General features: G+C 61.0%; 24 protein-coding genes. 13 read left to right on the forward strand and 11 right to left on the reverse strand.

Features of this window, described 5'->3' with window-relative positions:
- Window positions 1-200 precede the first annotated feature (200 nt).
- Entirely contained in the window at window positions 201-1,604 is a 1,404-nt protein-coding gene (locus ACW9JE_RS06355; protein ID WP_457432257.1) for a DUF2252 domain-containing protein, read from the forward strand.
- 127 nt (window positions 1,605-1,731) lie between these two features.
- On the opposite strand, the gene ACW9JE_RS06360 is transcribed toward ACW9JE_RS06355, so the two are convergent.
- Window positions 1,732-2,475 carry an SDR family oxidoreductase gene (locus tag ACW9JE_RS06360; protein WP_457432258.1) on the reverse strand — a complete coding sequence of 248 codons (744 nt, stop codon included), beginning with the start codon at window positions 2,473-2,475 and terminating at the stop codon, window positions 1,732-1,734.
- Between the two features lie 129 nt (window positions 2,476-2,604).
- On the opposite strand from ACW9JE_RS06360, the gene ACW9JE_RS06365 reads away from it, so the two are divergent.
- On the forward strand, window positions 2,605-3,534 hold the full coding sequence (locus ACW9JE_RS06365) for a LysR family transcriptional regulator (protein WP_224533254.1): 930 nt from the start codon (window positions 2,605-2,607) through the stop codon (window positions 3,532-3,534).
- A gap of 60 nt (window positions 3,535-3,594) precedes the next feature.
- Here the strand turns inward: ACW9JE_RS06365 and ACW9JE_RS06370 are convergent, their stop codons facing one another.
- Genes ACW9JE_RS06370 through ACW9JE_RS06380 form a run of 3 tightly spaced genes read right to left on the reverse strand, consistent with a single transcriptional unit; the run spans window position 3,595 to window position 7,024 of the window.
- On the reverse strand, window positions 3,595-5,154 hold the full coding sequence (locus ACW9JE_RS06370) for a DHA2 family efflux MFS transporter permease subunit (protein WP_457432259.1): 1,560 nt from the start codon (window positions 5,152-5,154) through the stop codon (window positions 3,595-3,597).
- Entirely contained in the window at window positions 5,151-6,248 is a 1,098-nt protein-coding gene (locus ACW9JE_RS06375) for an HlyD family secretion protein (RefSeq protein ID WP_457432260.1), read from the reverse strand. Before ACW9JE_RS06375 ends, ACW9JE_RS06370 begins: the two co-directional genes overlap by 4 nt.
- Before the next feature lie 14 nt (window positions 6,249-6,262).
- Window positions 6,263-7,024 (reverse strand): SDR family oxidoreductase, encoded by a 762-nt coding sequence (locus ACW9JE_RS06380; protein ID WP_457432261.1) that lies wholly within the window; start codon window positions 7,022-7,024, stop codon window positions 6,263-6,265.
- Between the two features lie 211 nt (window positions 7,025-7,235).
- Here ACW9JE_RS06380 and ACW9JE_RS06385 point away from each other — a divergent pair, with 211 nt between their 5' ends.
- Window positions 7,236-8,819, forward strand: coding sequence for a winged helix-turn-helix domain-containing protein (locus ACW9JE_RS06385; protein ID WP_224533250.1), 1,584 nt, complete (start codon window positions 7,236-7,238; stop codon window positions 8,817-8,819).
- 156 nt (window positions 8,820-8,975) lie between these two features.
- Here the strand turns inward: ACW9JE_RS06385 and ACW9JE_RS06390 are convergent, their stop codons facing one another.
- The gene (locus ACW9JE_RS06390) at window positions 8,976-9,869 is read right to left on the reverse strand and encodes a SphA family protein (RefSeq protein ID WP_224533249.1); all 894 of its coding nucleotides are present in this window, start codon (window positions 9,867-9,869) and stop codon (window positions 8,976-8,978) included.
- A 582-nt stretch (window positions 9,870-10,451) separates the two neighbouring features.
- Here ACW9JE_RS06390 and ACW9JE_RS06395 point away from each other — a divergent pair.
- Together ACW9JE_RS06395 and ACW9JE_RS06400 are read left to right on the forward strand one after the other, a co-directional pair.
- Window positions 10,452-11,567 (forward strand): iron-containing alcohol dehydrogenase, encoded by a 1,116-nt coding sequence (locus tag ACW9JE_RS06395; protein WP_224533248.1) that lies wholly within the window; start codon window positions 10,452-10,454, stop codon window positions 11,565-11,567.
- Window positions 11,564-12,913, forward strand: coding sequence for an amidase (locus ACW9JE_RS06400; protein ID WP_224533247.1), 1,350 nt, complete (start codon window positions 11,564-11,566; stop codon window positions 12,911-12,913). Before ACW9JE_RS06395 ends, ACW9JE_RS06400 begins: the two co-directional genes overlap by 4 nt.
- Before the next feature lie 118 nt (window positions 12,914-13,031).
- On the opposite strand, the gene ACW9JE_RS06405 is transcribed toward ACW9JE_RS06400, so the two are convergent.
- Window positions 13,032-13,943: a LysR substrate-binding domain-containing protein gene (locus tag ACW9JE_RS06405; RefSeq protein ID WP_224533246.1), complete on the reverse strand. Its 912-nt coding sequence runs from the start codon at window positions 13,941-13,943 to the stop codon at window positions 13,032-13,034.
- 318 nt (window positions 13,944-14,261) lie between these two features.
- On the opposite strand from ACW9JE_RS06405, the gene ACW9JE_RS06410 reads away from it, so the two are divergent.
- The gene (locus tag ACW9JE_RS06410; protein WP_224533245.1) at window positions 14,262-15,155 is read left to right on the forward strand and encodes a tryptophan 2,3-dioxygenase; all 894 of its coding nucleotides are present in this window, start codon (window positions 14,262-14,264) and stop codon (window positions 15,153-15,155) included.
- A 128-nt stretch (window positions 15,156-15,283) separates the two neighbouring features.
- Here the strand turns inward: ACW9JE_RS06410 and ACW9JE_RS06415 are convergent, their stop codons facing one another.
- The gene (locus tag ACW9JE_RS06415; protein ID WP_224533244.1) at window positions 15,284-16,327 is read right to left on the reverse strand and encodes a glutathione S-transferase family protein; all 1,044 of its coding nucleotides are present in this window, start codon (window positions 16,325-16,327) and stop codon (window positions 15,284-15,286) included.
- Between the two features lie 225 nt (window positions 16,328-16,552).
- Between ACW9JE_RS06415 and ACW9JE_RS06420 the strand changes: the two genes are divergently transcribed.
- Window positions 16,553-17,155, forward strand: a complete 603-nt coding sequence (locus ACW9JE_RS06420) for a glutathione S-transferase family protein (RefSeq protein WP_224533243.1) — start codon at window positions 16,553-16,555, stop codon at window positions 17,153-17,155.
- A gap of 34 nt (window positions 17,156-17,189) precedes the next feature.
- Here the strand turns inward: ACW9JE_RS06420 and wrbA are convergent, their stop codons facing one another.
- From wrbA to ACW9JE_RS06435, 3 genes are all read right to left on the reverse strand, one after another.
- Window positions 17,190-17,825, reverse strand: a complete 636-nt coding sequence (gene wrbA / locus ACW9JE_RS06425) for an NAD(P)H:quinone oxidoreductase (protein ID WP_224533242.1) — start codon at window positions 17,823-17,825, stop codon at window positions 17,190-17,192.
- 77 nt (window positions 17,826-17,902) lie between these two features.
- The gene (locus ACW9JE_RS06430) at window positions 17,903-18,781 is read right to left on the reverse strand and encodes a ring-cleaving dioxygenase (RefSeq protein ID WP_457432282.1); all 879 of its coding nucleotides are present in this window, start codon (window positions 18,779-18,781) and stop codon (window positions 17,903-17,905) included.
- A gap of 156 nt (window positions 18,782-18,937) precedes the next feature.
- Complete coding sequence (locus ACW9JE_RS06435; protein ID WP_224533240.1) at window positions 18,938-19,621, reverse strand: nitroreductase; 684 nt, start codon at window positions 19,619-19,621, stop codon at window positions 18,938-18,940.
- 252 nt (window positions 19,622-19,873) lie between these two features.
- Here ACW9JE_RS06435 and ACW9JE_RS06440 point away from each other — a divergent pair, with 252 nt between their 5' ends.
- From ACW9JE_RS06440 to ACW9JE_RS06460, 5 genes are all read left to right on the forward strand, one after another.
- Window positions 19,874-20,164 carry a DUF7693 family protein gene (locus ACW9JE_RS06440; RefSeq protein ID WP_457432262.1) on the forward strand — a complete coding sequence of 97 codons (291 nt, stop codon included), beginning with the start codon at window positions 19,874-19,876 and terminating at the stop codon, window positions 20,162-20,164.
- Between the two features lie 108 nt (window positions 20,165-20,272).
- Window positions 20,273-20,842 (forward strand): chorismate mutase, encoded by a 570-nt coding sequence (locus ACW9JE_RS06445; RefSeq protein ID WP_457432263.1) that lies wholly within the window; start codon window positions 20,273-20,275, stop codon window positions 20,840-20,842.
- Window positions 20,843-21,081: 239 nt separating this feature from the next.
- Complete coding sequence (locus ACW9JE_RS06450) at window positions 21,082-21,606, forward strand: hypothetical protein (RefSeq protein ID WP_457432264.1); 525 nt, start codon at window positions 21,082-21,084, stop codon at window positions 21,604-21,606.
- A gap of 235 nt (window positions 21,607-21,841) precedes the next feature.
- On the forward strand, window positions 21,842-22,573 hold the full coding sequence (locus tag ACW9JE_RS06455) for an SGNH/GDSL hydrolase family protein (RefSeq protein WP_457432265.1): 732 nt from the start codon (window positions 21,842-21,844) through the stop codon (window positions 22,571-22,573).
- 26 nt (window positions 22,574-22,599) lie between these two features.
- On the forward strand, window positions 22,600-23,028 hold the full coding sequence (locus ACW9JE_RS06460; RefSeq protein WP_224533235.1) for a nuclear transport factor 2 family protein: 429 nt from the start codon (window positions 22,600-22,602) through the stop codon (window positions 23,026-23,028).
- On the opposite strand, the gene ACW9JE_RS06465 is transcribed toward ACW9JE_RS06460, so the two are convergent.
- Window positions 23,004-23,978, reverse strand: a complete 975-nt coding sequence (locus ACW9JE_RS06465) for a LysR family transcriptional regulator (RefSeq protein WP_224533234.1) — start codon at window positions 23,976-23,978, stop codon at window positions 23,004-23,006. The two genes, ACW9JE_RS06460 and ACW9JE_RS06465, sit on opposite strands and share 25 nt — an antisense overlap.
- Window positions 23,979-24,410: 432 nt before the next feature.
- Between ACW9JE_RS06465 and ACW9JE_RS06470 the strand changes: the two genes are divergently transcribed.
- Window positions 24,411-25,976, forward strand: a complete 1,566-nt coding sequence (locus ACW9JE_RS06470) for a sensor histidine kinase (protein ID WP_224533233.1) — start codon at window positions 24,411-24,413, stop codon at window positions 25,974-25,976.
- The last annotated feature ends 115 nt before the right edge of the window (window positions 25,977-26,091 follow it).

Consider the following 26,091-nt stretch of genomic DNA (forward strand, 5'->3'; position numbering starts at 1 on the left):
TGCTAAATACCGAATTTGTGTTCACCACAGATCAAAACTGTGGGAGCGGGCTTGCTCGCGAAGGCGATGCGTCAGTCAACAAAGATGCCGGATATGCCCACGAAAACGGTAGCCATGGTGAAAAGATGGACTTGAGCTAGCGTGAATGGACGGGGTCGCATGCCCCTGTCCTCAAGCCGCGCATCGGAGACGAGTGCACCATGGCATCAAAAAGGAAAACTTCCCGCGAGTCCGCGAGCAAGAACAAATCGAACCCGATCTTCCGTTCCCGCGAGGAACGCATGGCCGACGGCAAGCGATTGCGTGAGCAGTTCCCACGCGAGGAGCACGCAAAGTGGAAGTCGCCGGGGCGACAGCGGGATGTGATCGCGATTCTGGAAAAATCCAACCGCGACCGCCTTAAAGAGTTGGTGCCGATCCGCTACGGGCGCATGTTGCGAACGCCCTTCACCTTTTTGCGCGGATCCGCCGCCTTGATGGCCCACGACCTGGCAATGGGGGCGAACATCGGTGTGAACGTACAGGCCTGCGGTGACTGTCACCTGCTCAACTTCGGCCTGTTCGCCACCCCCGAACGCAACCTGGTGTTCGATCTCAACGACTTCGACGAAACCCTGCCGGCGCCCTGGGAATGGGACATCAAGCGACTGGTCGCGAGCTTTGCCGTGGCGGCGCGCGACGGCGGTGCGAATGACGCCCGGGCGCGCAAAATCGCGGTGGCCTGTGCCCGGTCCTACCGTGAGCATCTGCGGCGCTTTTCCAAGATGAAACCGCTGGAAGTCTGGTACTCGCGCCTGGACGCCGATGAACTGCTGGAACTGGCACCTGACGCCAAGGCCCTCAAGTTTCGCCAGCAACTGTTCGCCCGCGCCCGTGAGCGGGTGATGGAAAGCGTCTTTCCGAAGATTGCCGGACAGGTCGCGGGGCATCCACGCATCGTCGATCAGCCGCCGGTGATTCAGCATGTCGCGGATCCACAATTCATCGAGCGCGTTCACAGCGGTCTTGCGGCCTACCGCGAGAGCCTGTCCGACGAGCGCCGGGTGTTGCTCGACCGCTATCGCCTGGTGGACGCCGCGCTCAAGGTGGTCGGCATCGGCAGCGTCGGTACGCGCTGCTACATCGCCCTGCTGTTCTCGGAGGAAAACCATCCGCTGATCCTGCAGTTCAAGGAGTCGTGCCGCTCGGTGCTGGAGCCCTACGCGGGCAAGAGCCAGTACGACAATCAAGGTCAGCGGGTGGTGATCGGGCAACGGCTGATGCAGTCCTCCAGCGACATTTTCCTCGGCTGGGTACGTGGCCCCGAAGGTTATGACTTCTTCGTGCGCCAGCTGCGGGACATGAAGATGTCGGTGCCGCTGGAGAACATCAACGCGACCCAACTGGAGCGCTACGCGGAGTTCTGCAGCCTGACTCTGGCCCGCGCCCACGCCAAATCCGGCGACTCGGCGACCATCTCGGGGTATCTGGGGAAAAACGAAGTGTTCGATGAAGCGATTGGGGATTTTTCGCTGCTCTATGCCGACCAGACGGAGCGTGATCATGCAACGTTGCTGAAGGCGGCGCGTGCGGGAAAGGTGAATGTGATTTACGAAGAAGAATAAACACAGAAACTGTAGGAGCGAGCATGCTCGCGATGGAGGTCAACGATAACGCGGGCTGTCTGGAAGCCAGCGGTGTCTGAGCCACCATCGCGAGCATGCTCGCTCCTACAGTTGGAGGTTTTTCACATCAGGCTGCGAAGCCACCATCGATCAGCAGATCCGCACCGGTGACGAACGCCGCCTCAGGACTCGCCAGGTAAGACACCATCCCGGCGATTTCATCAGCCTTGCCGTGGCGACGGATCGCCATCAGGTCATGCATGCCGGCGCCGAATTCACTGTTTTCCGGGTTCATGTCGGTGTCGACCGGGCCGGGTGCCACGTTGTTGATCGTGATGCCCCGTGGTCCCAGGTCGCGGGCCAGGCCTTTGACCAGGCCGATCAGCGCCGATTTGCTCATTGCGTAGACCGCGCCGCCGGCGAACGGCATGCGTTGACCGTTGGTGCTGCCGATGTTGATGATCCGGCCGCCCTCTTTCATGTGTTTGGCCGCAGCCTTGGAGGCGACGAACACGGCGCGGACGTTCACGGCGATGGTGCGGTCGAAGTCTTCCAGGGAGAAGTCTTCCAGCAGGCCGGTCAGCAGCACGCCTGCGTTATTGACCAGGATGTCCAGGCGGCCGAAACGTTCGGCGACGCTGTCGATGGCTTTGGTCAGGCCGGCGGGGTCGGAGGCGTCGGCTTTGATGGCGAAGGCCTCGCCACCGCTGGCCTTGATTTCTTCGACCAGAGCTTCGGCGGCGATGGCCGAGGACAGGTAACCGATGGCGACCGTTGCGCCGTCACGAGCCAGGCGGCGTGCGGTGGCGGCGCCGATACCGCGGGAACCACCATTGATGAAAGCGACTTTACCGTTGAGTTGAGCAGTCATGATGTTGTCCTCTGGGTCTGTTTGGGTTGGGTTGTAGCGGGTTGGTGAACACATCATGGCCTTGGTGACTTGTTCTCGGTAGTCGTTAAAATGCACAATCAGTTTCAACCAACGGTATAAGACGCAACCATGACAACCGAACTGAGCAGCTATCTCGATGCCTTCATCTGCGCCGCCGATGAGGGTAGCTTCTCCGCGGCGGCCCGTCGCATGGGGCTCACGCCGGCAGCGGTCAGCAAGAGCGTGGGGCAGCTGGAGGCGCGGTTGGGGGTGCGGTTGTTTCAGCGCAGTACCCGCAGCCTGGCGCTGACGTCCGAAGGCGAGCGCTTGTATGGCCAGGTGCGGCTGCCCTGGACCGAGATCGGCGATGCCCTGACCGATCTGCGCCAAGGTGCGGGCAAGCCTGCGGGCACCCTGAAGGTCTCGATGGCCTACACCGTGGGCCGCGAATACTTCGTGCCGTTAATGGACGAGTTCGTGCGGCGCTATCCGGACGTGGTGCCGGACCTGCATTTCGATAACCGTCAGGTAGACCTGATCAACGATGGTTTCGACGTTGCCATCGGCGGCGGCCTGGAACTGACGGATGCACTGATAGCTCGCGAACTGGCGCACCTGAGAATCGTGCTGGTGGCCTCTGCTGCCTATCTGAAAGAGCATCCAGCGCCCACGCATCCATTGGATCTGACCCGACATCGCGGATTGCTGCGCCGAATGCTGAGCAACGGTCGGCTGGCGCCCTGGAAGTTGAAGAACGACGCCGGTGAAGAAGTGGTGGCCAGCGTGCGTCCGGTGATGGTCTTGAACGACCCGGAAGCCATAGCCCGCGCGGCGTCCACCGGCATGGGCATCGCCCTGCTGCCGATGCCCCACGCCTTGCCGTTCCTGGAACGCGGCGAACTGGTACGCGTGCTGCCCCAGTGGTACGCCGAGGCCTCGCCACTGTCGATCTACTACACCAGCCGCAAACTGCTGCCGGCCAAGGTGCGGGTGTTCGTGGATTACATCGTCGAGGAATTCCGCGCCAGCGGCAGTGCGGCGCGGTTTGCGCAGAAGTAATACATGCCCCGGCTTGCTCGCGATGAACACCGGAACCACAGTTTTTCCTGGGGACGGCGCCTACACTTTCGCGCGTCGCGCAAAGCCGATCTTGATGGCCACCAACATCGGCGCGGCCACCGCGAACAACAGGGTCACGGCGAGGAAGGCGCTGTCAAAGGCGATCACCGTCGCCTGCCCCGACACCGCCCGCCCAAGCAGATTCGTTGCTGCCCGCCCTGCAGCCACCGCGTCCATCCCTTTGCTCATCAACATGCCCGCCGTGGAGGTCAACCGCTCGATCACCGCCGCAGCGCCGGGTGTAACACTGGCGCCGAGGACTGAAACACTGTCAGCCACCTTGTGCTCGATCAGCGTCTGCAAACCCGCCACCCCGAGCAATCCCCCCACCTGACGCCCGGTGCTGAACAGGCCGATCCCGCCCGCCAGCTCACGGATCCCGAGTCCGCCAAAGGCAATCAGGGTGATCGACAGAAACAGGAAACCCAGCCCCAGCCCACGCAGGAGCACCGCAGCCATCATGTCGTCCGCACCGCTTTCGCTGGTCGAGCCCGACAGCATCCACATCGCAACCATGATCATCAGGATGCCAAAGGGCACGGTGGCGAAAGGCGCAACACCGCGCCCCTGGAACAGAAACGCCGCGATCAGCAGCGCCACGACGAACAACCCGCCACTGGGCAGCAGCAACAAACCGGCTTCGGTGGGCGTGAACCCCAGCACCGACAGGGCGAATGCCGGAATCAGGAATGCACTGCCGAACAACGCGGCACCGGCGACAAAACTGACGATGAAAGCGAAGAAGAAATCGCTGGACTGGAACAGACCATAGTCGAGCCAGCCCCGGCCCCGTCTCTGCTGGACGAGGAAAGCCAACAGCGTGACGCCGCCGATCAGGCTCAGCCAGACAATGCGCGGCTCCTCGAACCAGTCCCAGCGTTCGCCCTGGCTGAGCACGTAGGTGAAGCAGAACAGACTGGTCGACATCAACAACAAGCCGATCCCGTCGAACCGCCGCTGTCCGGTGCCGGCAGGCGCCGGGCTGTCCACCATCAGCAACAGCCCGCTCGCCGCCAGACTCAGCGGCACCACACTGAAGAAGATCCACGTCCAGTCCTGGCTGTCGATCAGCCAGCCTTGCAGCGCCGGGGCAAAGGTCGCGGGGGCGACCACCGCGCCCATGGCGAACAGCGCCTGGAGGATCGGCTGGCGGGCGCTGGAAAAGGCGAAAAAGACCAGCGTCTGGCCCGCCACCAGCACGGTGCCGCCGGCCAGGCCCTGGAGACTGCGCAGCAGAATCAACAGGTCCAGCCGCGCGCTGACCGCGGCGATCCCGCAGGCCAGTCCCATCACCAGCACCGCGCCGATCACCACCCGGCGCGGATCGAAACGCTGCAGCAGCCACGCGGCAGTCATGAAGCCGATCAACTTGCACGCGGTGTAGCCGACATCCAGCCAGGCGAACTCATCCGGTGTGGCGTAGGTGTCGCCGAGGATGTCGCTGCGGCCGATGGTCAGCACCGTGCTGGCGATGGCTTCCGTCAGCGCAGCCAGGATAATTCCGGTCATGAGCAACAAGCCCGTCGTACGGCTTTGCAGACTGGCGGCTGCGGTGTTCATGACTCGTCCCCATGCGCCACATCGACCCGAGCCGACAGCCCCGGCACGATGCGCCCGGGCAGCGGGTTGTTGGCCAGGCGAATCTTCACCGGCACGCGCTGCACCACCCGCACGAAGTTGCCGGTGGCGTTATCGGCCGGCAACAGGCTGAAAGCAGAGCCGCTGCCCGGCGCGAAGCTGTCGACCACACCCTCAAGGGCCGTGTCGGGATAACCGTCGACCCTGACCTTCACTCGCAGGCCGGGGCGGATACCTTCGAGCTGGGTTTCCTTGAAGTTGGCGACGATCCACACGTTGTCGACCGGCACGATATCGAGCAGGGAACCCCCGGGCGTCACGTACCGCCCAAGCCGGATCTGCCGGTTGCCGATCACGCCATCCACCGGCGCGCGCACTACGGTGTGATCAAGATCGATCCGGGCCAGATCACGGGCGGCTTCGGCCTGGGTCACCGCCGCCACCGCGGCCTCGCGCTCGGCCACCAGCACGCCGATCTGTTGTTGCTGCGCCTCGACCGTAGCCGAGGCCGCCGACACCGAGGCTTCGGCCCGGGAACGCGCGGTGCCGGTTTCATCCACCAGGGCCTGGCTGACCGCGTTGCTGACGATCAGCTTACGGCTGCGCTCGTGGGTCTTGTTCGCCATGTTCATGTCGGCGTTGGCCGAGCGGCGCTGGGCTTCGGCCTGACGGATCAGCGCACGCTGCAACTGGATCTGCGCATCGACGTGGGTCAGCCGCGCCTGGGCGGCACTGACATTGGCGGCGGCCTGGGCGAGCCGCGCGCGATAGTCGCGGTCGTCGATGCGGAACAGGACGTCGCCGGCGCGCACGGTCTGGTTGTCCTCGACCTCAAGCGCCGTGACATAGCCCGCAACCTTGGCGGCGAGCGAGGTGACGTCACCCCGGACGTAGGCGTTGTCGGTGGATGTCACGCCGCTGTAGAACGCCATGCTGCCCCACGCCGCCGCGGCCACCACGGCACCGATGCACAGCAACACGCCGATTTTTTTGCTTTTGCCGGGCCGCGCGCTGACCGTGGCGGTCTCGCTGCCGGCACCGGGGGCCATGGCGGTCTTATCCTGGAGGCTGTTCATGTTTAGTCGCCCTCTCAATTCCCGGCCTGAGCCATCGACCGACCGAGCCAATCCTCGAAATGAATGGATCCCAAAAGCGGGTCCCGGCCCGGTGTCAGCGATTGATCGTCAAGCAACGCACCGAAGTAGCGCGCATGAACGTCCGGCACCACTTTGCGTTCGTCCCGGGTGATGCGCAGGAAGCGGCGGATCAGCTCATCGAGCGGCATCGCCTCGGGGCCGGCGATTTCCACGGTGCCGTTGACCGGCGGTTTCAAGGTGATATCCGTCAGCGCCTGCGCCACATCGTCCGAGGCCATCGGCTGGATCAGTGCCGGCGACAGGAAGATCTGCTCGCCGACCGTGGACGACTGCGCGATGCCGCCGACAAATTCGAAGAACTGCGTGGCCCGAAGCACCGTGTAGGGCACGGCCGAGGCTTCGATCATCTGTTCCTGGGCGACCTTGGCCCGGAAGTAGCCGCTCTCGGGCAGGCGCTCGGTGCCGACCACCGACAGCGCGACGTGATGGCGAACGCCTGCGACCGCTTCCGCAGCCAGCAGATTGCGTGTCGAGTCCTGGAAGAATTCGAGCACCGCCTGATCTTCCCAGACTGGGGCATTGGATACGTCGACCACGACCTCCGCGCCCACCAGTGCCTCGGCCAGACCTTCGCCGGTAACGCTGTTGACACCGGTTCTGGGCGACGCGGCGAGCGCTTCGTGACCGCGCTCACGCAGGTTTTTCACGAGTTTGGATCCGATGAGGCCGGTGCCTCCGATGACGACGATCTTCATGGCTGCTCTCCAGGGGGGCGACGGTCATCATTTGCCGTCGGGACAGGTGCAGATTGCTCCAGCGCCTTGGGCAAGTCCTTGCGGGGGCCTTGAGTTTCCCTTTGAAGAGTCTTGGATTTTCGTCCAACGCCTGCCTGCCGTATGATCGACAGCATGCACTTACGCCAGCTCGGACACGGAGTCGAGGGCATCCGCACAGGGGATTCTGACTTTGCCATTCGTGTTTGAAGATTTCGTACTCGATCAGGAGCGCCGGGAGCTGACCCAGCGCGGCCAGGTCGTGACCGTCGGGCCCCAGGTCTTCGATCTGTTGTCGCTGCTGGTCAGCAACCACGAGCGTGTGGTCAGCAAGGACGACCTGCTCAAGGCGGTGTGGGCCGGGCGCATCGTTTCGGAATCGACCATCACCAGCCACATCAACGCGGTGCGCAAGGCCATCGGCGATACGGGTGAGGAACAGCGCCTGGTGCGCACGGTGGCGCGCAAGGGCTATCGCTTCGTTGGCCAGCTCAAGGCGGATGAATCGGAGCCCTTGAGCGAGGTGCCGGACGTTGAAGAGCCCGCGCCGTTCGACCCAGCGGCACCTGCGCTGGTCCTTCCAGACAAACCCTCAATCACCGTCCTGCCGTTCCACAATTTGAGTGGCGATCCGGAGCAGGAGTATTTCGCCGACGGCATGGTGGAAGACATCATCGCCGCCCTCTCGCGCATCCGCTGGCTGTTCGTCATCGCGCGCAATTCCAGCTTCACCTACAAGGATCGTTCGATTGATGTCAAAGGCGTCGGCCAGGAACTCGGCGTGCGCTATGTGCTGGAAGGCAGCGTGCGCAAGAGCGGCAACAAGGTGCGCATCACCGGGCAACTGATCGATGCCAGGAGCGGCACGCACATTTGGGCCGAACGCTTCGAGGGACTGCTCGATGACATTTTCGAGTTGCAGGACCAGATCGCCGAAAGCGTGGTCGGCGCCATCGCGCCCCAGCTCGAACGGGCGGAAATGGAGCGCGCCAAGCATAAGCCGACCGAGAGCCTGGACGCTTACGATTACTACCTGCGCGGTATGGCCAGATTGCATGTCGGCAGCCGGGAGGCGCTGGAGCAGGCGCTGCCGATGTTCTACAAGGCCATCGAGCTGGATCCGGAGTTCGCCTCGGCTTACGGCATGGCCGCCTGGTGCCATTTCTGGCGCAAGTTGAATGGCTGGATGACTGACCGCGACCGCGAGGTCACCGAGGGCGTGCGACTGGCACGGCTGGCGGTGGAAATGGGTCGCGACGATCCGGTTGCGCTGACCCGTGCCGGGCATGCGCTGGCCCATCTGACCGGCGATCTGGATGGCGGCATCGCCCTGCTCGACCGCGCCCGGCTGCTCACGCCCAATCTGGCGTCGGCATGGTTTCTCGGCGGCATTCTGCGCACGCTGCGCGGCGACAGCGAATCGGCCATCAAGGACCTGACCCACGCCGCACGCCTGAGCCCCGTGGACCCGGAGATGTTCAGAATGCAGGTGGGCATGGCCCTCTCGCACTTCTTCGCCGGGCGTTATGAATGCGCCACGGAATGGGCGGAAAAAGCCCTGAGAAACCTCCCGACCCTGTTGCCCGCCGCAGCCCTGGTGACCGCCTGCCATGCCCTGAGCGGACACATGGACCAGGCGGCACAGGCAATGGAGCGCCTGCATGAACTGGATCCCGGATTGAGGCTCTCCAGGCTCAAGGATTGGCTGCCAATCAAGCGCCCGGAAGACCTCGAACGGTTCACCGAAGGCCTGCGCCTGGCGGGGCTGCCGGAGTGACCCCGATCCCTGTAGGAGCGAGGCTTGCCCGCGAAGAGGCCGGCACACCCAACATCAACGTCGGCCGACATAACGCCTTCGCGGGCAAGCCTTGCTCCTACGGTCGTCGGGATAACGTTGGCAGCCTGACACCCCGCAGCACCTGATCAACCATCCTTAAAGAGGAATACTCAGCTTGATCCAGTAGGCGTTTCCGTCTGGACGGTTGCGTACCTGGGTTTCGTTTTGCCATTTGGCTGTAAGGAACCAGCCCTGGTTGCTGGTGTATTTAATCGAAGGACCAATGGCAAGGCTGCGACTCTTGTTGTCCTCTATCCGCTCGCCGTCCTGGCGATCGTCGGTGGTTTGCCACAGGGTATAACCACCCACACCGAGCACCCAGCCGTTGCCCATCCCCCAACCCACGGAGTAATCCATGTGCAGGGCCTGGCCAGAGCGATAGTTCGTGGCGGGGTTTTCAAAGTTGAAGTCGTACATGGTCTTGACGTCGACGTTCAGGCCATCGGGGTCTATGTACGCCAGCGCCGCCACAGGTTGCAGCACCCAGTAGTTGCGACCGGTGTTGGCCAGATCATTGCGATCGTATCTGCCGGTGGGCGCGATGGTATCGACAGCAAAGATCGCGTGCATTTTCTCGCTGTAGTGGTAACCCAGTGCCGGCGCGAAAATCATGTCGCCCAATCCGCGTTTGCTTTGCGACTGATCATCGATGCTGACTTTGACATCCACCAGCGGCGCAATGACGTGAAAACCCAATTGGCCGCCGAGAATCTTCTGCTCGGACACCCAGATCAGACGACCGGCGATACAGTCTGCCCGCAGGTTGAAGTCCATCGGTAACGCTCGACCGTCGTTGCCGCGAAAGGTATCGGCCTCGTAATGGCTGAGAAATACCTGACCGTACAAACCCGGCGGTGGCATCGCACCCGCCATGTAGGTTTCTGCGCCCAGAGGGTATGAAGAACCGCCACCTTCGCTGGCATTCGCCAGAGCGCAACTCATGGCCACGCAGGTAAAACCGGTGAGTTTGAACAACGAGTTTCGATTCATGTTTAAGCCTTCTTATTATTTTTGTTCGGGCGCACGGCAAAGTACCGCGACAACATCAAGGCGATTTGGATAACGTTTACGAACAGAGACTTGCACAAAGCCCCAGGAAAACTTCCAGAGTTTTTATAAGACTGAACTACAAGAATGTCACTACCCAAAAAGATCTCTTCCAGCGAAGTGCAACACCGTGCAGATCGACATGAAAACGCTGAGAGAAAGACATGCCACGCCTGAAAACACTCAAATAAAACCAGAAAAATCAATAGCTTTTGAACCATGATAGCCATTCAAGCCTGACGCAAAACCTTGAACATCCGACACACAAAAAACCAGGCGTTCGTAATCCCTGAACTTTGCGTACAAGTAAAACCTTCACTAGCGAAATAACCGTGCATTCATTCACTTCCAAACAGGCATTTCTTTAAAACTTGCAAAACCCATAAGGCAGGCCGCCAGAATTAAACCAATCAAACACCTGATCGTCCAAAACTCTGAACGCTATGTTCCGTACCTCAATCTTGTGACCGATGACTCAACACGTCAGCCTCGATGCGTATTCAGCAACCACCAAGGTCAATAACAATGAATCAACTGACTTGCCTGCCTCAGGATGCGGTGCTTTGGGGCTCGAACATCCTGGCGGACGCCGTTTCCCGCTTTGGCGACTATGGCATCGAGCGTCCGATCACTTTCACCGTCGCGCCGCTCAATCATTTGAACGAGACCAGCCTGCAACCTCACATTCGCCAAGGTGTGGGCGTTTTCACCGAGTTGCCGGCGCATGTTCCGGATGTGGCGGTGCAACTGGGCCTTGAGGCGTGCCTGCGTCTGGGCGCCAAGTCGATCATTGCCTTGGGTGGCGGCTCGGTACTCGACGCAGCCAAGGCCGTGTCTTATCTGCACTTTCAGCAAACCGGCCGTTTTCTGCCAATTGCGGCATTACCGACCACCCTGTCCGGTTCGGAGTTTTCGCATTACTTCGGCATCACCGAAACCGGCGGCAAGGTGAAATTCAAACGCAGCTATGCCATTCGCGAAACAACGCCGAAAGTGGTAGTGATCGATCCGATCCTGTTGCTGGATACACCCCGTTCATTATTGCTTTCATCCGCGATCAAAGGCATGGACCACGCGGTGGAAGGCATGCGCAAGGTCCGCGTTGACCATCCACACGCGATCATGTCGGCCAGTGGCTTGCAGCGTTTCTTCACTGTTCTGGAGCGCTGGCCGCAAGCGCTCGAAACCCGCCGCGCCATCGACCATGGCCTGGTCACTTCCCACGACTTGCTGCAACTGCAACTGGCCGCGTGGCAGTGCTACTTCTCACCAGCGTCAGTGATTTACGGGCTCAGCCATCGAATCGGACATATTTTGGGCGGCACCTTTGGTCTGCCCCACAGCATGACTTCCTGCATCACCCTGGCGCCGGTCATTCGTGCGTGTGCCGAGTTCTACGGCAACAAGCTCGACATTCTTTCACCGGCAACCAACGGCTCAGCCGCCGAGCAACTGGCCGAGCGAATCGACAATCTGGTGGTCAGCCTTGGCCTGCCAAATCGCATCGGCAGTTTCGACATCGATAAATCACAACTGGGCAAGATCGCTCAGTTGCTCAAAGCCAATTATCCGAACGAAGTCGATGATCTGGGCGCGAATGCGTCGATGAAACTTGAACTGCTACTGGAGCGCCTGTGGTGAGTGCTCGTATTGTCGGGTTGCGCGAGGCCGCGGACGCACTGGAGGATCGGCACATTACGGCGAGCTCGTTGATCGAGCAGTCAATCGCCATCGCGCAGGCCACCCAGCCGACAGTGAATGCGTTCGCCAGCATCGCCCGAAACTCGGCGCTGGAAGCCGCGGCGCGAAGTGATCAGTGTTTTGCACTCGGCACCCAAAGGCCACTGGAAGGCCTGCCGATCGGGGTCAAGGACCTGATCGATACCCGGGACCTGGAAACCCGTTACGGGTCAGCCGCCTACCTCGGCCATGTGCCTTCAGAGAACGCTCAGATCGTGCAGAGACTGGTCGAGCAAGGCGCGATCATCATCGGCAAGACCACTACCCATGAATTCGCCTGGGGAGTCACAACCGCCAGTCGCGCGTTTGGCGACACGCTCAACCCTCTCGATCCACGCTGCATTCCCGGGGGTTCGAGCGGCGGTGCCGCTGCGGCGATTGCCTGCGGTGCCATCGCCGCGGGCCTTGGCACCGACACCGGTGGCTCCGTACGAATTCCCGCGGCGATGTGCGGTGTGACCGGCTTCAAACCGACCTGGGGCGCGTTCCCCACCCAGGGCATTTTTGCCCTGGCGCCGAGTCTGGATCATCCGGGTCTGCTCGGCGCCGGGGTGTCCGACGTCGTGTTGCTGGCGCAAGCGCTGGGCATCGCGTTGCCGGATGCCGGCGCAAGCGTGTCGCCGCGTTTCGGCCTGATTCGTCAGGTCGATCCGGTGCCCTTGAGCACGGCAGTGGCTCAGGCGTTCGAGCAGGCCGTGAGCCAAGTGAGCGAGGTCTACAGCTGCGACGACGTCGATAGCGCCGGGCTGTTCCAAGGCACGTTTCAGGCATTCGCCACGATCGTTCTGACCGAGGGTGGTGTGACGCACTTTTCACGCCATGACTGGGGCTTCATCAGCCAACACTATGGCGCAGAGACCGTGGAGCGGCTGGAACGGGCAAGGCATGTGGTATTGAGCGACTACCTGAACGCGCAGCAGGTGCGCCGACTGTTCACCGCAAAACTCGCCCATGCCATGGCCGATGTCGACTATCTGCTGCTGGCAACCTGTCCCTGTACTGCGCCATTGGTGGGACAGTCCACCCTGACCATCGGTCATTGGCAAGGGACCGTTCGTGAAGCGCTGATGACCTACACCGCGCCCTTCAACCTCGCCGGTTTCCCGGCGATCTCGATTCCGTTGCCCTTGCGTTCCGCGGACCAGCGCCTGCCTGCCGCATTACAGATCGTCGCGCGGCCCGGAAATGATGGTGGGCTGCTGCAGGTGGCGATGAAGTTGGAGCGTTTGCTGGCTGGCTTCGGCTGAAAATCCATGCGGGAGCGGACTTGCCCGGGAAGAGGCCGGCACATTCAATGCCCAAGTCGCCTGACTCTTCGCCATCGCAAACAAGCTCGCTCCCGCGGGGTGTGCATCGTCAGAAGACTTACTCGTCCTCGAATGTAGTGACTTTCGGGATCTCCACGGCGAGAAAATCGATCAGTGCCCGCACCGCCGGAAGCAGCCCGGTCCGATAGGGCATCAGCGCCGTCATGCGTGCGTCGGCGACCATCCATCCCGGTAGCACCCGACGCAGGGTACCGTTCTTCAGTTCTTCCTTGCAGATATAGCCCGGCAACGCCGCGATCCCCAGGTTCGCGCAGGCAGCTTCCTTGGTGGAAATCATGTCATTGCTCTGGAAGCGCGGTGCGATCGGCACGCTGGTGTCCTGACCCGAGGGCCCCCGCAACTGCCATTGCGACGGCCCTCCCCGCACGATCGAAATCGTCGCGTGCTGCGCCAGATCTTCCGGATCGGCCGGTACGCCCGCTTTCTCCAGGTACTCAGGCCCGGCAAACAGGAACCATGGCACGCTGGCAATTGCGCGTTGTACCAGGGAAGAATCCTGCAATGGCGAAATATGCCCGCGAATCGCCAGGTCAAACCCTTCGCCGACGATATCCACCAGGCGGTCGGTGGAAATTTCCACGATCTGCACTTTGGGGTAACGGGTAAGAAAGGTCGGCAGCAAGTCGCGCAGGGCGAACTGGGCGATTTCCACCGCAGTGGTGATACGCACTACTCCGCTGGGTTCGGCCAGCCGCTGGCGCACCGCCTCTTCGGCGACGTCCGCGCTGTTGAGCATGGCGATAGCGTACTGATAGAACTCGGAGCCGATATCGGTCATGCCGAACTGGCGCGAAGTGCGGTTGATCAGGCGCACGCCAAGGTACGCTTCCAGTTCGTGAACCCGATGGCTCAGCGTCGACTTGGGCAGTCGCAGGCTATTGCCGGCTGCGGTGAATCCACCGCGATCGACCACCTGAACGAAGTAAAAGACATCTTTCAAATCCAGCATCCGGACTTACCTGCACCGCATCAAGATGAAGAAAAACCGAGGACGGTCGCCTGAAGATTCGATCCCCGATATTTGCCGCTGTCTGTCGTAAAAATAGCGCCCCGGCAATCGTCACTGCCCGATCATAGGTTTGTGACCACCTGACGACAATGACAGTTATTCTGGCAGTTTTTCAGGGGTACTTTTTGCCAGTATCGTTCGCCATTCCGGGACTTAACGTGCAGCCTGACCAACTTCTCAGCCCCTGTGCGCAACCCTAGAATTTTCCTGATCCTCGCCAGTTGACTGGCATTTGCGAACACGACCAGGAAAATAATAATGAACAAGATCCTCGATACCGCGAGCCTCGAATCCACCGTCACTCCCGCCGGCCAGACGCCCTACAGCGCCTGGATGCAGACCGATGTGCTGCATTCGTTGCAGACGCCGGTCAGCGAGCATCCGGGTGAACACGCCTGGATCGCCCACGTGCAAGTGTCCGAACTTTACTGGATGCTCATCGTCAAGGAGTTGCAGACGGCGCAACGCCAATTGCGCGCAAATGACCTGACGCTGACTTACCGCACGCTGTTGCGGGTGGTGGCCCACCAGGAGGTGCTCGATGCCAATTGGCGCTCGATCGACTGGATGACGCCGAACGACCTGATGGCGATTCTCTCGAAGGCCGCGGCGACCTATGGCCAGGACACTGCACTGCAAGGCTGGACCTATCGACACATGGTTTATCTGCTGGGGATCAAGCAGGCCGAACACCTTCAGCACTTCACCCCGCAACCGCAGCGCCTGGCACAACTCCAGCAGGCGCTGGCCGAGCCAAGCCTCTACGACGATCTGCTCGCCTATTTCAGCCGCATCGGCATGGAAGTGCCCAAGGCGACTCTCGAGCGCGATTTCACCGCGCTCTATGTGCCAAGCGAAGCGATCGAAAAAATCTGGCGGGACATTTATGCCGGCCCTGACATCAACATCCAGCTCCAGCAGATCGGCGAAACCCTTGCCGATATTGCCGAGGGGTTCAGTCAGTGGAAATACCGCCATTTGATGGCCACGCGCCGGACTTTCGGTGCCCGCCCCGCGTACTTCGGCACCGAGGGACTCGCCTGGCTGGCGCCGACCCTGGACGAAATTCCGTTCCCGGAACTCTGGTCGGCCAGGACTTTCATCGGCAACCCACCGACAGGGTGCCCACACATGGCCAGGCACAAGAACTGAGAGCGCGCTTCTACAGGGTGATCCGCGCACCACCCTGACGTAGGAGCGAGGCTTGCCCGCGAAGGGGGCGGCACATGCGGCCCCATACTGACACACCGCCTTCGCGGGCAAGCCTTGCTCCTACGGGACTAGTTCATTGAACAGTCCTTCAGACCGACGAAATAGTCGGACGGTGGCAGTGATTCGATAGACGCACCGATGGCTTCACGGCACAACGAAGGGCGCTCGGTCAGTGCCTCGAAATACCGCTCGACGTTCGGCAAGTCGTTCCAGAGTGAAGCCAGCCCCAGATAAGCCATTCGGATCAGATTGACGCCCCAGGCGACGTCAGCGAGCGAGAACTCATGACCATTCAGGTATGGGAACGATTGCCCACTCAGAGACCGATCCAGTTCCCTCAATAGATCGCTCGCCGTCTGCCGTGCAGCGCGTTGGAATTCGGCGTTATGGCATACCCTTTTGCCTCCATTTTCCTTGGCGATCTTCGCCTGATACGCGGCCACCAACTCGGCGTCCCCGGCATTGTTGGCAGCCAGTGCCTGCAGGGCCGTGACCTTGTAGTCGTACACCGTTTCCATCACCGACTTGAGACTTTCCGGCCGCCGATCGGCATCCGGATGAAAACCATAGAGCAATGCGGCGTTCGGCAATTGATCGACGATGCTGACCTGGCGCATCACCTCGGCGCGGGCTTGGGCAACCACCGGCAAGAGTTGCACCGGCTCGCGGGATATTTCATCGAGATAACAGCAGATGCGCTTGGAGTCCGCGATGACCCGTCCGGCCTCATAATCGATCAGCAGCGGCACTGCACAGGGATCGAAACCTTCGGTCTCCACGGAAGTGCGCCCGCTGTAGCCGCTGACCAGCGCCTGCCCCATTTCTCTGCCGGCGATCAGGCGCAAACGCACGTAGGCGGGATTGTAGTGCTCCGCCGCAATCACGCCGTCGGCCCCCATCGCACACAGGATGACCATGTCATTGGAACGCCAGGACAGACGCTTCTCGTGCAACACCGTACGAACCTTCTGCGAACACAATGAACTGGCGGCATGGAACAGTTCGAACCGCGGATTGCGCTCATCACCCACGAGGGTACTGCGACCGGGGTCGAGCATGCCCGCACGGACGCTGGCGGCCATGTGCCTGAGTTGGTCGATCGTTGTAGCCATATCTGCTTTTTCGAGATTCACAACAGTCACTCCTGCGCTTGAGGTTTTGGGTTCAGTAGAGGATCGAGTGAGTTGAAAGCGGGTGTCATTTGCCTCACCGGCAGCCGCCTTTACAGGCAGCTTCCAGCCACAGACAAATCCGGTACGATAGGAAATGTTTCAGCCTCTGGACCGCGGTTTGAGCAGGGTCACAGGGCGATCTTTTTTCTTGTTGGAGCGACCATCTTGCGACTCTATGACAGCCGAATGTCGGGCAACTCCTGGAAGGTACGCATTCTGCTCAATCAGCTGGGGCAACCGTACGATCGCATCACTCTGGATCTGGCCAAGGGAGAAACGCATACCCCCGAGTTCCAGCGACTCAACCGTTTTTCCAGAGTGCCGGTGCTGCAACTGGACGATGGCCGGACCATTGTCGAATCCGGCGCCATCCTTCTGTATCTTGCCCAGGGCAGCCGTTACCTCCCGGACGATCCCTGGTTGCGCGCGCAGGTAACCGGGTGGTTGTCGTTCGAACAGGGTGATCTGCAAAAGCCGTTGGCGCTGTGTCGCGTCTACCATTTGAAAGGTCTCGCAGAACAGATGGCCCCGCAGATCGAGCAAATGCACAACGAGGGCTATCCCGCGCTGGCGAAACTCGATCAATGGCTGAGCGGGCATGACTGGCTGGTTGGCGACGACTACACCGTGGCGGACCTCGGTGTATTCGCTTATGTCTCCCTGGCCACCGCAGGTGGTTTCGACATGCGCCCGTTCACGGCCATTGAACAATGGATCGCGCGGGTAAAAAACCAACCGGGATGGATCGACTTGCTGCCGGTGGAGTAAGCGGCAAGCCGTTTACTCCACCGCACCTTGCACCTCAGGCCAGGGCCGCCTCGGCAACCGGTGCCGCGCAACGCAGCGACCGGGCAACAGAGGCCACACGGCGCCCCTGATATCGGGCGACGGCCAGATGATCCTCATCCGGCGTCAGCGTATCAAGCACCGACACATGGGTTGCGCCATAGGGCGTACCAGCCTTGAACATCGACGGATCGGCATACCCCAACGGCACGATAATCAACCCCAGGTGAGCCATCGGCGCATAGATCGACAGCAGGGTCGACTCGTTGCCGCCGTGTTTGGAGGACGTAGACCCAAACACCGAGCCCGCCTTGCCGTTGAGCTTGCCGGCAAACCACAGGCCTCCAAGGCCATCGATGTAGGCCTTGAGTTCCGAAGAAATCGAACCGAACCGCGTCGGCGTGCCGAAGATGATTGCATCGGCCCATTCGGCGTCGGCTTCAGTCGGCTTCTCGTACTTGGCGTTCATCGCTTCGGCACTCTCGAACCAGCCTGGAACCTGCTGCATCACTTCAGACCCCACAACTTCGCGGGCCCGACGCAGGCGCACTTCGGCCCCCTCCGCGACGGCGCCCGAGGCAATGGCATCGGCAAGGATTTCAGTGGAACGGGTGCGCGAATAGAACACGATCAGCACTTTTGGTTTTGACATGATGGAACCTGTACGGGAGTGATATTGAACAGCGACGCCTCGACGGCGCCGCTGGATAAAAGGTGAATACCAACTGGTCAGACGGAGATCGGTTCCAGCCGGCTGAGCAGTTCTTCCTTGCGTTCGCTCAACCACGAAGGCGTCTGGAATTCAGCGCCCAATTCGTCCGCCGCCTCATCGATGGTGAAACCGATGTCGGTAGTCGCTGCTTCGAACATAACGCCGCCGGGCATCTTGAAATACATCGAGCGGAAGTAATTGCGATTGACCGATTCGGAGGTATCGATATGCCCCATGGACATCAACTTGTCCTTGAGCGCCATCTGCTGATCGACACTGTCCACCGCAAACGCAACGTGGTGGATCGTGCCTTCGCCGTAGATCGACGAGCCTTGCAGACGATCAGGCTCATGCTGGAATTCGACCACGGTGCCCGGCGCGCCGCTGGCGGTTTCAAAGCGGTGATACTGGCCATGCTCGCCGGCGTAGCGGAACTCCAAGGCGTCTTTCATGAAGATGATCGACTCGGCGACTTCGCGCAGTGACAGGGTGATGCTGTGCACGCCGCGGATGGCGAACGCTTCGGGAATATCGCTGGCAATGCAGGGTGGACGGCTGTCCTGGTCGGAGGCGACCAGATCGAATTCGATGCCGCACGGATGGTAAAAACGCTGGCGGATTTCGCCGAAGCGCGTGACCGTTTCCTGGTCATATGGCACGCCAAACTCGGCGAAACGCGCACGCCAGAAATCAAGGGAGTCTTTGGGAACCGAGTAGTTGATGACCCGGATCTGCCCCGATCCCGGGCGGGCTTTCACGCCGCGCTGACGGAACGGGAACGACGTCACCAACGTGCCGGCATCCCCTTGCGGGTTGCCGTAATACAGGTGGTATATGGGTTCGTCACCATCAAGCAGGACCGTCTTCTTGATCAGGCTCTGACCCAGCAGCTTCACGTAGAAATCAACGTCCTCTTGCGCACCGGCAACGCCGGCAGTCAGGTGGTGGAAGCCTTTGATCGCTGTCATGTGGTTCTCCAGTTTTCTTTTGGACAAGCAGGGGCCGCAACGCCATCGGGCGCCGTGTGCCGGTTAGCGGTTTTGTCGCCGACGTCAGTCGTCGATGAATGTCGTGAAATCGTCCACTTCAAGCTTGGCGATGGTCATTCGGTTTTCCGCCAGGCTGTTGTCGGCCCATCCAAGTGACATGCCGGCGACGACCATCTGGTCATCGGGGAGATTGAGTTCGGCGCGCAACAGCGGATGCTGCAGCGACCAGATTTGCTGCGGACAGGTATCCAGTCCGCGCCCCTTGGCGGCCAGCATCACGTTCTGCAGGAAGCAGCCGTAACAAAGAAAGCTGGCCCACTCCAGGCGGCGATCCATGGTGAAGATGATGCCCACCGGGGCATCGAAAAACCGGAACTGACGCTCGACGTCCCTGCGCCGTCCTTCCTTGTCGCTGCGACAGCATCCCTGGGCATCACCCAGTTGGCCGCGGAAGGTGTGAAAGCGGGTCTTGTAGGGGTCGTGCAGTTGCGTGGGGAAGAACGGATATTCCGGCGTCTGGCCTTCCGGTGAAGCGCGATAGGCCTCCACTGCAGCCTTGGTAATGCGTTCACGCGACTGCCCGGTGATGACGTAGCAACGCCACGGCTGGCTGTTGCTGGAGCTCGGCGCGTGTTTTGCCGCCGACAAAATGTCCCTCACCATCTCCATCGGTACTGATCGATCCAGAAAACCACGTTTCGCACTGCGTTCGCGAATCAGATCATCAATGAACAGGCCACTCGGCATTTTCTGTCTCCTTATTATTAGAATGGAGTCTCAGCGTTTCCCGTTTATGGCGTCTGAGTTTTGTTGCTCTTGCTGACTGCCTTGGGTGTGACCAGAGCATATGAGCCTTCCACCGGACGGAGAAGACGCTGCGTTTGTACGCATGGTTGCGGATTTGTGGACGATCGGATGAGCCCCTGAGATCCGTGACGCAGCGCCTGCGACGTCCTTGATCGTTTATCCTGTGCCGACTGTTTCCAGCTGGAGCAACCCGTGCCGCCCCTTACTGCCCGCGAGATTTATCAGCAATTGCGCGACGTAGCCCTGGAAGTCCGCCTTCTGAAAAGACTGGATGAAGGCTGCGGATCCGGCCCGGTACGGGTCGATATCGAAGGCTGGCAATTGACTCTGGATGTGGACGGCAGGCACTTGCGGCACTGCCTGCATTGTCAGAGCCCGGAGGGGCGGGTGTTCGATGGCGGGCGGCGTTTCGGCACCGATCCGGTGAGTCTGCTCAGCACCTGGGAGCTGGCGCAGATCGAGCGTCTGCTCGCCGCCGGCTGACCCGCCGGTTCATTTGTGTATCGACAACGACACTCTTGAACTATCGTTCATCTGGCTCGGCTGTGTTACATAACGGCCTGAGTGCTCACGTGTCCAAGAGGTTTGCTTATGTTTCACGCCCTACGTCTGCCGCAATTCCTGACCTGCGCCCTGACCTGCCTGCTCGCCGGTACCGTCCACGCCGCCGCGCCCTCTCCGGCACCTGAAACCTTGAAACCGTTGCTGGCCACGATCAATGAGCGCCTGAACATCGCCGATCTGGTGGCGCTGACCAAGTGGGACAGTGGCAAACCGATCCAGGACACCGCACGCGAGGCGCTGGTGATTTCCAACGCCAGGCAGCAGGCCATCGAGCACAAGCTCAATCCGGATGAAGCCGCCGATCTGGTCGCCGCCCAGATCGAGGCGAACAAGCTGGTGCAATACGGCCTGATCGCGCAGTGGCAAGCTGCGCACCGCGCACCCGATATGCCACGCCCGGACCTCAACAAGCTGCGGCCGAAGCTGGACAAGCTGCAAGTGTTGATGTTGCGTCAATACGCCGCCTTCGTCCCCTACCGCGTCGACCCCGAATGCCCGGTCTGGCTGGCCGAACAACGCTCCGGCCTGATCAAGGACGCCCTGCATGGCCAGGCGCTGATCCGCGCTACCGGCGAGTTGTGCGTCACCGACCAATAAACACCTCGGTACCTGTGGGAGCGAGCCTGCTCGCGATGGTCGTCAATGATGAAGCTGGAGGCCTGATGCCCCGCGGTGTCCGGGCGTCCATCGCGAGCAAGCTCGCTCCTACAGTGGGGGGCGTGCATCGACCATTGACTGCGTCAATAGTCACCATTAACTCAATGAAGTTCTCTTAAAAACTGCGCGGCGTAACATCTGCTCCATACCAACCAAGAACACCCCCGGAGCACAAGATCATGAAACGCCAGACCCTTCTCAGCATCGCTTTCTCGGTTTTCGCAGTTAACGCTTTCGCCGCTACCTCCGTTCAATCTGTAGTCGCTGAAGGCGGCTCGGATCGTCTGATCGAAAGCCGTGTGGCTGAAGGTGGTTCTGACCGCCTGCAACAGAATCGTGTTGCCGAAGGTGGCGCTGATCGTCTGTTGGAAAAACGTAATGCAGTAGCTGCTGATGGCTCGGATCGTTTGAAAGGCAACGAAGTTGCCGCTGATGGCTCTGACCGTCTGCACGGCAACACCGTCGCTGCTGATGGCTCCGATCGTCTGAAAGGCAACACCGTCGCAGCAGATGGCTCCGACCGCCTGCACGGCAACACCGTCGCAGCCGATGGCTCTGATCGTCTGAAAGGCAACACCGTCGCCGCTGATGGCTCCGACCGCCTGCACGGCAACACCGTCGCAGCCGATGGCTCGGACCGCTTGCACGGCAACACCGTCGCAGCAGATGGCTCTGACCGTCTGCACGGCAACACCGTCGCCTAAAATCTTCGCGTCACCGCAACACCCAAAAAGCCCGGCCTGATCAGCCGGGCTTTTTGTTGTTTGTACGTTCTTGAAGTAAATCGACAACCCTGTGGGAGCGAGCCTGCTCGCGATGACGAGCCAGCATCCGACATCGATACCGACTGGCACACCGCATCGCGAGCAGGCTCGCTCCCACAATGGACTCACCGCCCGGTTTTGGGTGAATCTACGACACCCCTTTCAGGACCTCCACATGAGCAAAACCGAAACCCTGGCCAAAATCATGCTCGGCCCCGTGCTGTTGATGCAGGGGGCCTATACCCGTCGGGTCACTCCGAAATTGCCGGAGGCCGAGGGTGAGCGGGATGGGGTGGCGGGTGATGGTGAGGTTTTGCGGTTGTTGATTCTTGGCGACAGCGCTGCAGCGGGGGTCGGGGCGGTGCATCAGGGGGAGGCGTTGTGCGGGCAGTTGGTCGGTCGGCTGGCCAGGAGTCATCGGGTTTGTTGGTCGCTGTGGGCCCAGACGGGGCTGGATTCCCAGGGTTTGCTGGAGCGGCTGGAGCAGCACGCGGCTCAGCCTTTCGATGTGGCGCTGCTGTCGATTGGCGTCAACGATGTCACCGGCATGCTCACGGTGGATCAGTGGATCGCCCGCCAACAACAACTGATCGAGGTGCTGACCGACAAATTCGCCGTGCAGTTGATCGTCTTCTCCCCTCTTCCGCCCATGCACCTGTTCCCGGCCTTGCCGCAGCCGCTGCGCTGGTATCTGGGCCATCGCGCCGCCCGGTTCAATGCGCGCCTGGCAGAACTGACCAGTCACGTTCATCGCTGTAGGATGCTGGACACCCATCTGGCTCCCGTGGCGGGGTCGATGGCGTCGGACGGTTTTCATCCGGGACCGGCGATCTACAGTGTCTGGGCCGAGGACGCCGCACAGGTGATCTCGCAGCACCTGGCCGAGACCGCATCAGGCAAGCTTTGAACAACAACAAAAAACAGGAGTTGACCATGTCTGAACTGCAACTGCATCCCAAGGCCGCCGAGACCTTGAGCCTCTGGCACGCGATGATCCGCAGCGGCGATCTCAAGGACCTGCCCGGTCTGCTGGATGAAAAAGCGGTGTTCCGCTCACCGATGGCACACACCCCCTATCCGGGCGCTCCGGTGGTTTCGATGATTCTCAACACTGTGTGCAAGGTGTTCGAAGACTTCACCTACCACAGAGAACTGGCGACCGCCGATGGCCTGAATGTGATCCTCGAATTCAGCGCCACAGTCAGCGGAAAGCAGCTCAAAGGCATCGACATGATCCGTTTCAATGAACAGGGCAAGATCGTCGATTTCGAAGTGATGGTCCGCCCCATGAGCGGTTTGCAGGCCCTCGGCGAGGAAATGGGCAAGCGCCTCGGTGCTTACCTGGCCGCCAGCAAGGCCTGATCGTTGTGCAGAACCGGTCGGGTTTTCGGCACCACCTGCAACTCGACCGGCTCACTGAGAAAGGCACTGCACCGTGACCGCAACCAGCGTTCGCCCGGATCGTTGTGCGCCGCCGCGCGCCAGACCATCGACAGCTCCTGCACCGGCAATGACAGCGGTGCCGCTTCAGCCCGCACGCCTCCCACCGCCGCCATCGCCTTGGCCACGTAATCCGGCACGATCACCAGCAGATCGCTTTGCGCCAGCAACATCGGCAAGGCGCTGAACTGCGGCACCGTCAACACCACCTTGCGCTGCCGGCCCAACAGGCTCAGGGCCTGATCGGTATCGTCGGTGGCGCTGCCCATGGACGACACCACCGCATGGGGGCGTCGGCAAAACTCCTCCAGCCCCAGTGTTCCTGGTCGACTGTCGGCCCGCAGCAGCATCGGCCTGATCGCCCGCAGGGTCTTGCGCCGTGCATTGGCCGGCAGGTCGAGGGTGTGGCTGATGCCCATGGAGATGTCGCCATTGACCAGCCTCTGGGTCATTTGCTGCTGGTCGACACGCCGCACGATCAGGCTGATGTTCGGCGCTTCGAGGCGCAATTGCCGCAACAGCCGCGGCAACAGCGCGTATTCGACGTCATCGGAAAGCCCGACATGAAAGGTCGCCTCGCTGGTCAGCGGATCGAACGACTGGCAGCGGCTCAACGCGGCAGCGATGCCGTCCAGCGCCGGCGAAAGGTTGGCGAAGATTTCCTCGGCCCGAAGGGTCGGCTCCATGGCCCGCCCGCAACGGATGAACAACGGGTCATCGAACAGCACCCGCAGACGGCCCAGGGCACCACTGATTGTGGGTTGCCCGAGGAATAGTTTTTCGCCGACGCGGCTGACGTTTCGCTCATGCATCATCGTTTCGAAAACCACCAGCAGGTTGATGTCGGCACGACGCAGGTCATTTCTGTTCATGAGATTCGCTACCCGGCACGCGGCCATGGAGTTCGGGAAGGGTCCTGTACAGGTTATGGCCACGGGCACCAAACGTCTGTCGTACATGGGGACAACGGGATCATGCGATGGGTGTGCACGCTAATACCCGCGTATACATCAACCCTTGTAGCAGCTGCCGAGCCTGCGAGGCTGCGTCCGACTGCGCAGCAGTCGCAAAACCGCGCGCTGCTGTCATTTCAGGAAGACCGCGTGCGCAAGTAATGCGACGACTGCGTCCTCGGACGCAGCCTCGCGGGCTCGGCAGCTGCTAAAGGACCGTGTTGTGAAATCAAGGGGTTACGTACACCGGGTGGCAGGAATTTCGGGTTTTTTGTCCTAACCAAATGAGAACCGTTGCTCCTAGCATGGCGATGCGATTTCCGCCCAGCCCGAACAAAAGACGAGGCGCGCATGATCGATTCGAAAGCGAAAAAACCCGCGCGAGAGCGCCGCACGCCTTCCTCCTTGAAAGAGATCTTCAGCAAGATGCTGTCCAACCCAGGCCCAAGGACGACCCGCACCCAGATTGCGACAGGCCTCAAACCCGTCGAGAACCTACTGACCTGGCTGATGGGACTGATCGTGGTCTGCGCGATCTTCATCAATACCGAAACCCGCGCCGATTTCCCCACTGCAATCCTGTGCATCGCGGTGCTGTTGATGGCGATCAACCTGTTCTCCCTCGGCGTGGTGATCGTGGCCGCGTTGTTCGGCATGTCGATGCTGACGTCGCTGTTCATCTACCACGACGGTTTCCAAAGCTGGGATTCCACCGCGGACTTTTTCCGCGACCTGAGCCTGCTGGCGGTGGTCACCCTGCTGGCGCTGCGCTGCAAGAAAACCAGCGATGGCCTGCAGCATCGAGTGACCTACTATTCCGGTTCACAGCAACTGAGCCAGACCGGCTGCATGGGCTTTCGCAGCGGTCGCGAGCAGCTGTCCTGGTCGGATCAGTCGGCGCGGATCTATGAATACCCGGTGGGCGTCATGCCGACGCTGTCGATGATCCTGGCGCGAACCCATCCTGCGGATGTGGCGTTGGTGCAAATGGCGTTCGAGAAGGCCGCGCGCCGCGAGCCCCTGATCGAGGTCAAGCATCGTCTGTTGATGCCCGATGGCCGCATCAAGCATGTGCACATGACCGCCACCCCGCTCCATACCCACCTGGGCTACATCGACTACCTCGGCGCGCTGCGCGACGTCACCGCCAGCAAGCAGGCCGAAGAAGCGCTGTGCCGCGCCCAGACCCAACTGGCCCACGTGTCCCGCGTCACCTCCCTGGGAGAACTGGCGGCGTCCATCGCCCATGAAGTCAATCAGCCGCTGGCGGCCATCACCAGCAGTGGCGAAGCCTGCCGCAACTGGCTCAGCCGTGCGCAGCCGGATCTGGTGGAAGCTCGCCAGTCGCTGGAGCGGATCATCAGCAGCTCCAACCGCGCCAGCGAGATCACCCGGCGCGTCAGGGCGCTGTCGCGCAAATCCGACCCGCTGCGCCAGAACGAATCGCTCAACGAGATCGTCCACGAAACCGTCAGCCTGGTGCGCTACGAACTGGCCCACCACAAGATCAATCCGCTCATCGAGTTGAGCGCGTTCGGTAATCAGGTCAATGCCGATCGCGTGCAACTGCAGCAGGTGATCATCAACCTGATCATCAATGCCTGCCAGGCCATGGACGCGGTAGAGCCTGACGCGCGCGCCCTGAAAATCCGCAGTTGGGTCAAGGACAACGAGATCGTGCTGGAAGTCGCCGATCGCGGCCCGGGCATCCCCGCCGATGTTTTACCGCATCTGTTCATGCCGTTTTTCACCACCAAGGAAAACGGCCTGGGCATGGGATTGTCGATCTGTCGCTCGATCATCGACTTCCACGAAGGGCGGATCTGGGCCACCAGCGCCCCAGGTCAAGGCAGCGCATTTCTGTTCGCCCTGCCGATCCGCGTCGTCAACGATTCGGGCTTTGCCGCAGCCATCTAATACCTTGGTATGACGCAGCCATACCAACGCGTTGTACCGCCATCCGCAGGTATGAATGCCTCGAGCCCCCGCATGCACTTAATGTAGCGCCCTGCACAAGGACCACAGCGCAGGG

It is taken from the genome of Pseudomonas sp. SDO55104_S430 (genome assembly GCF_054070595.1).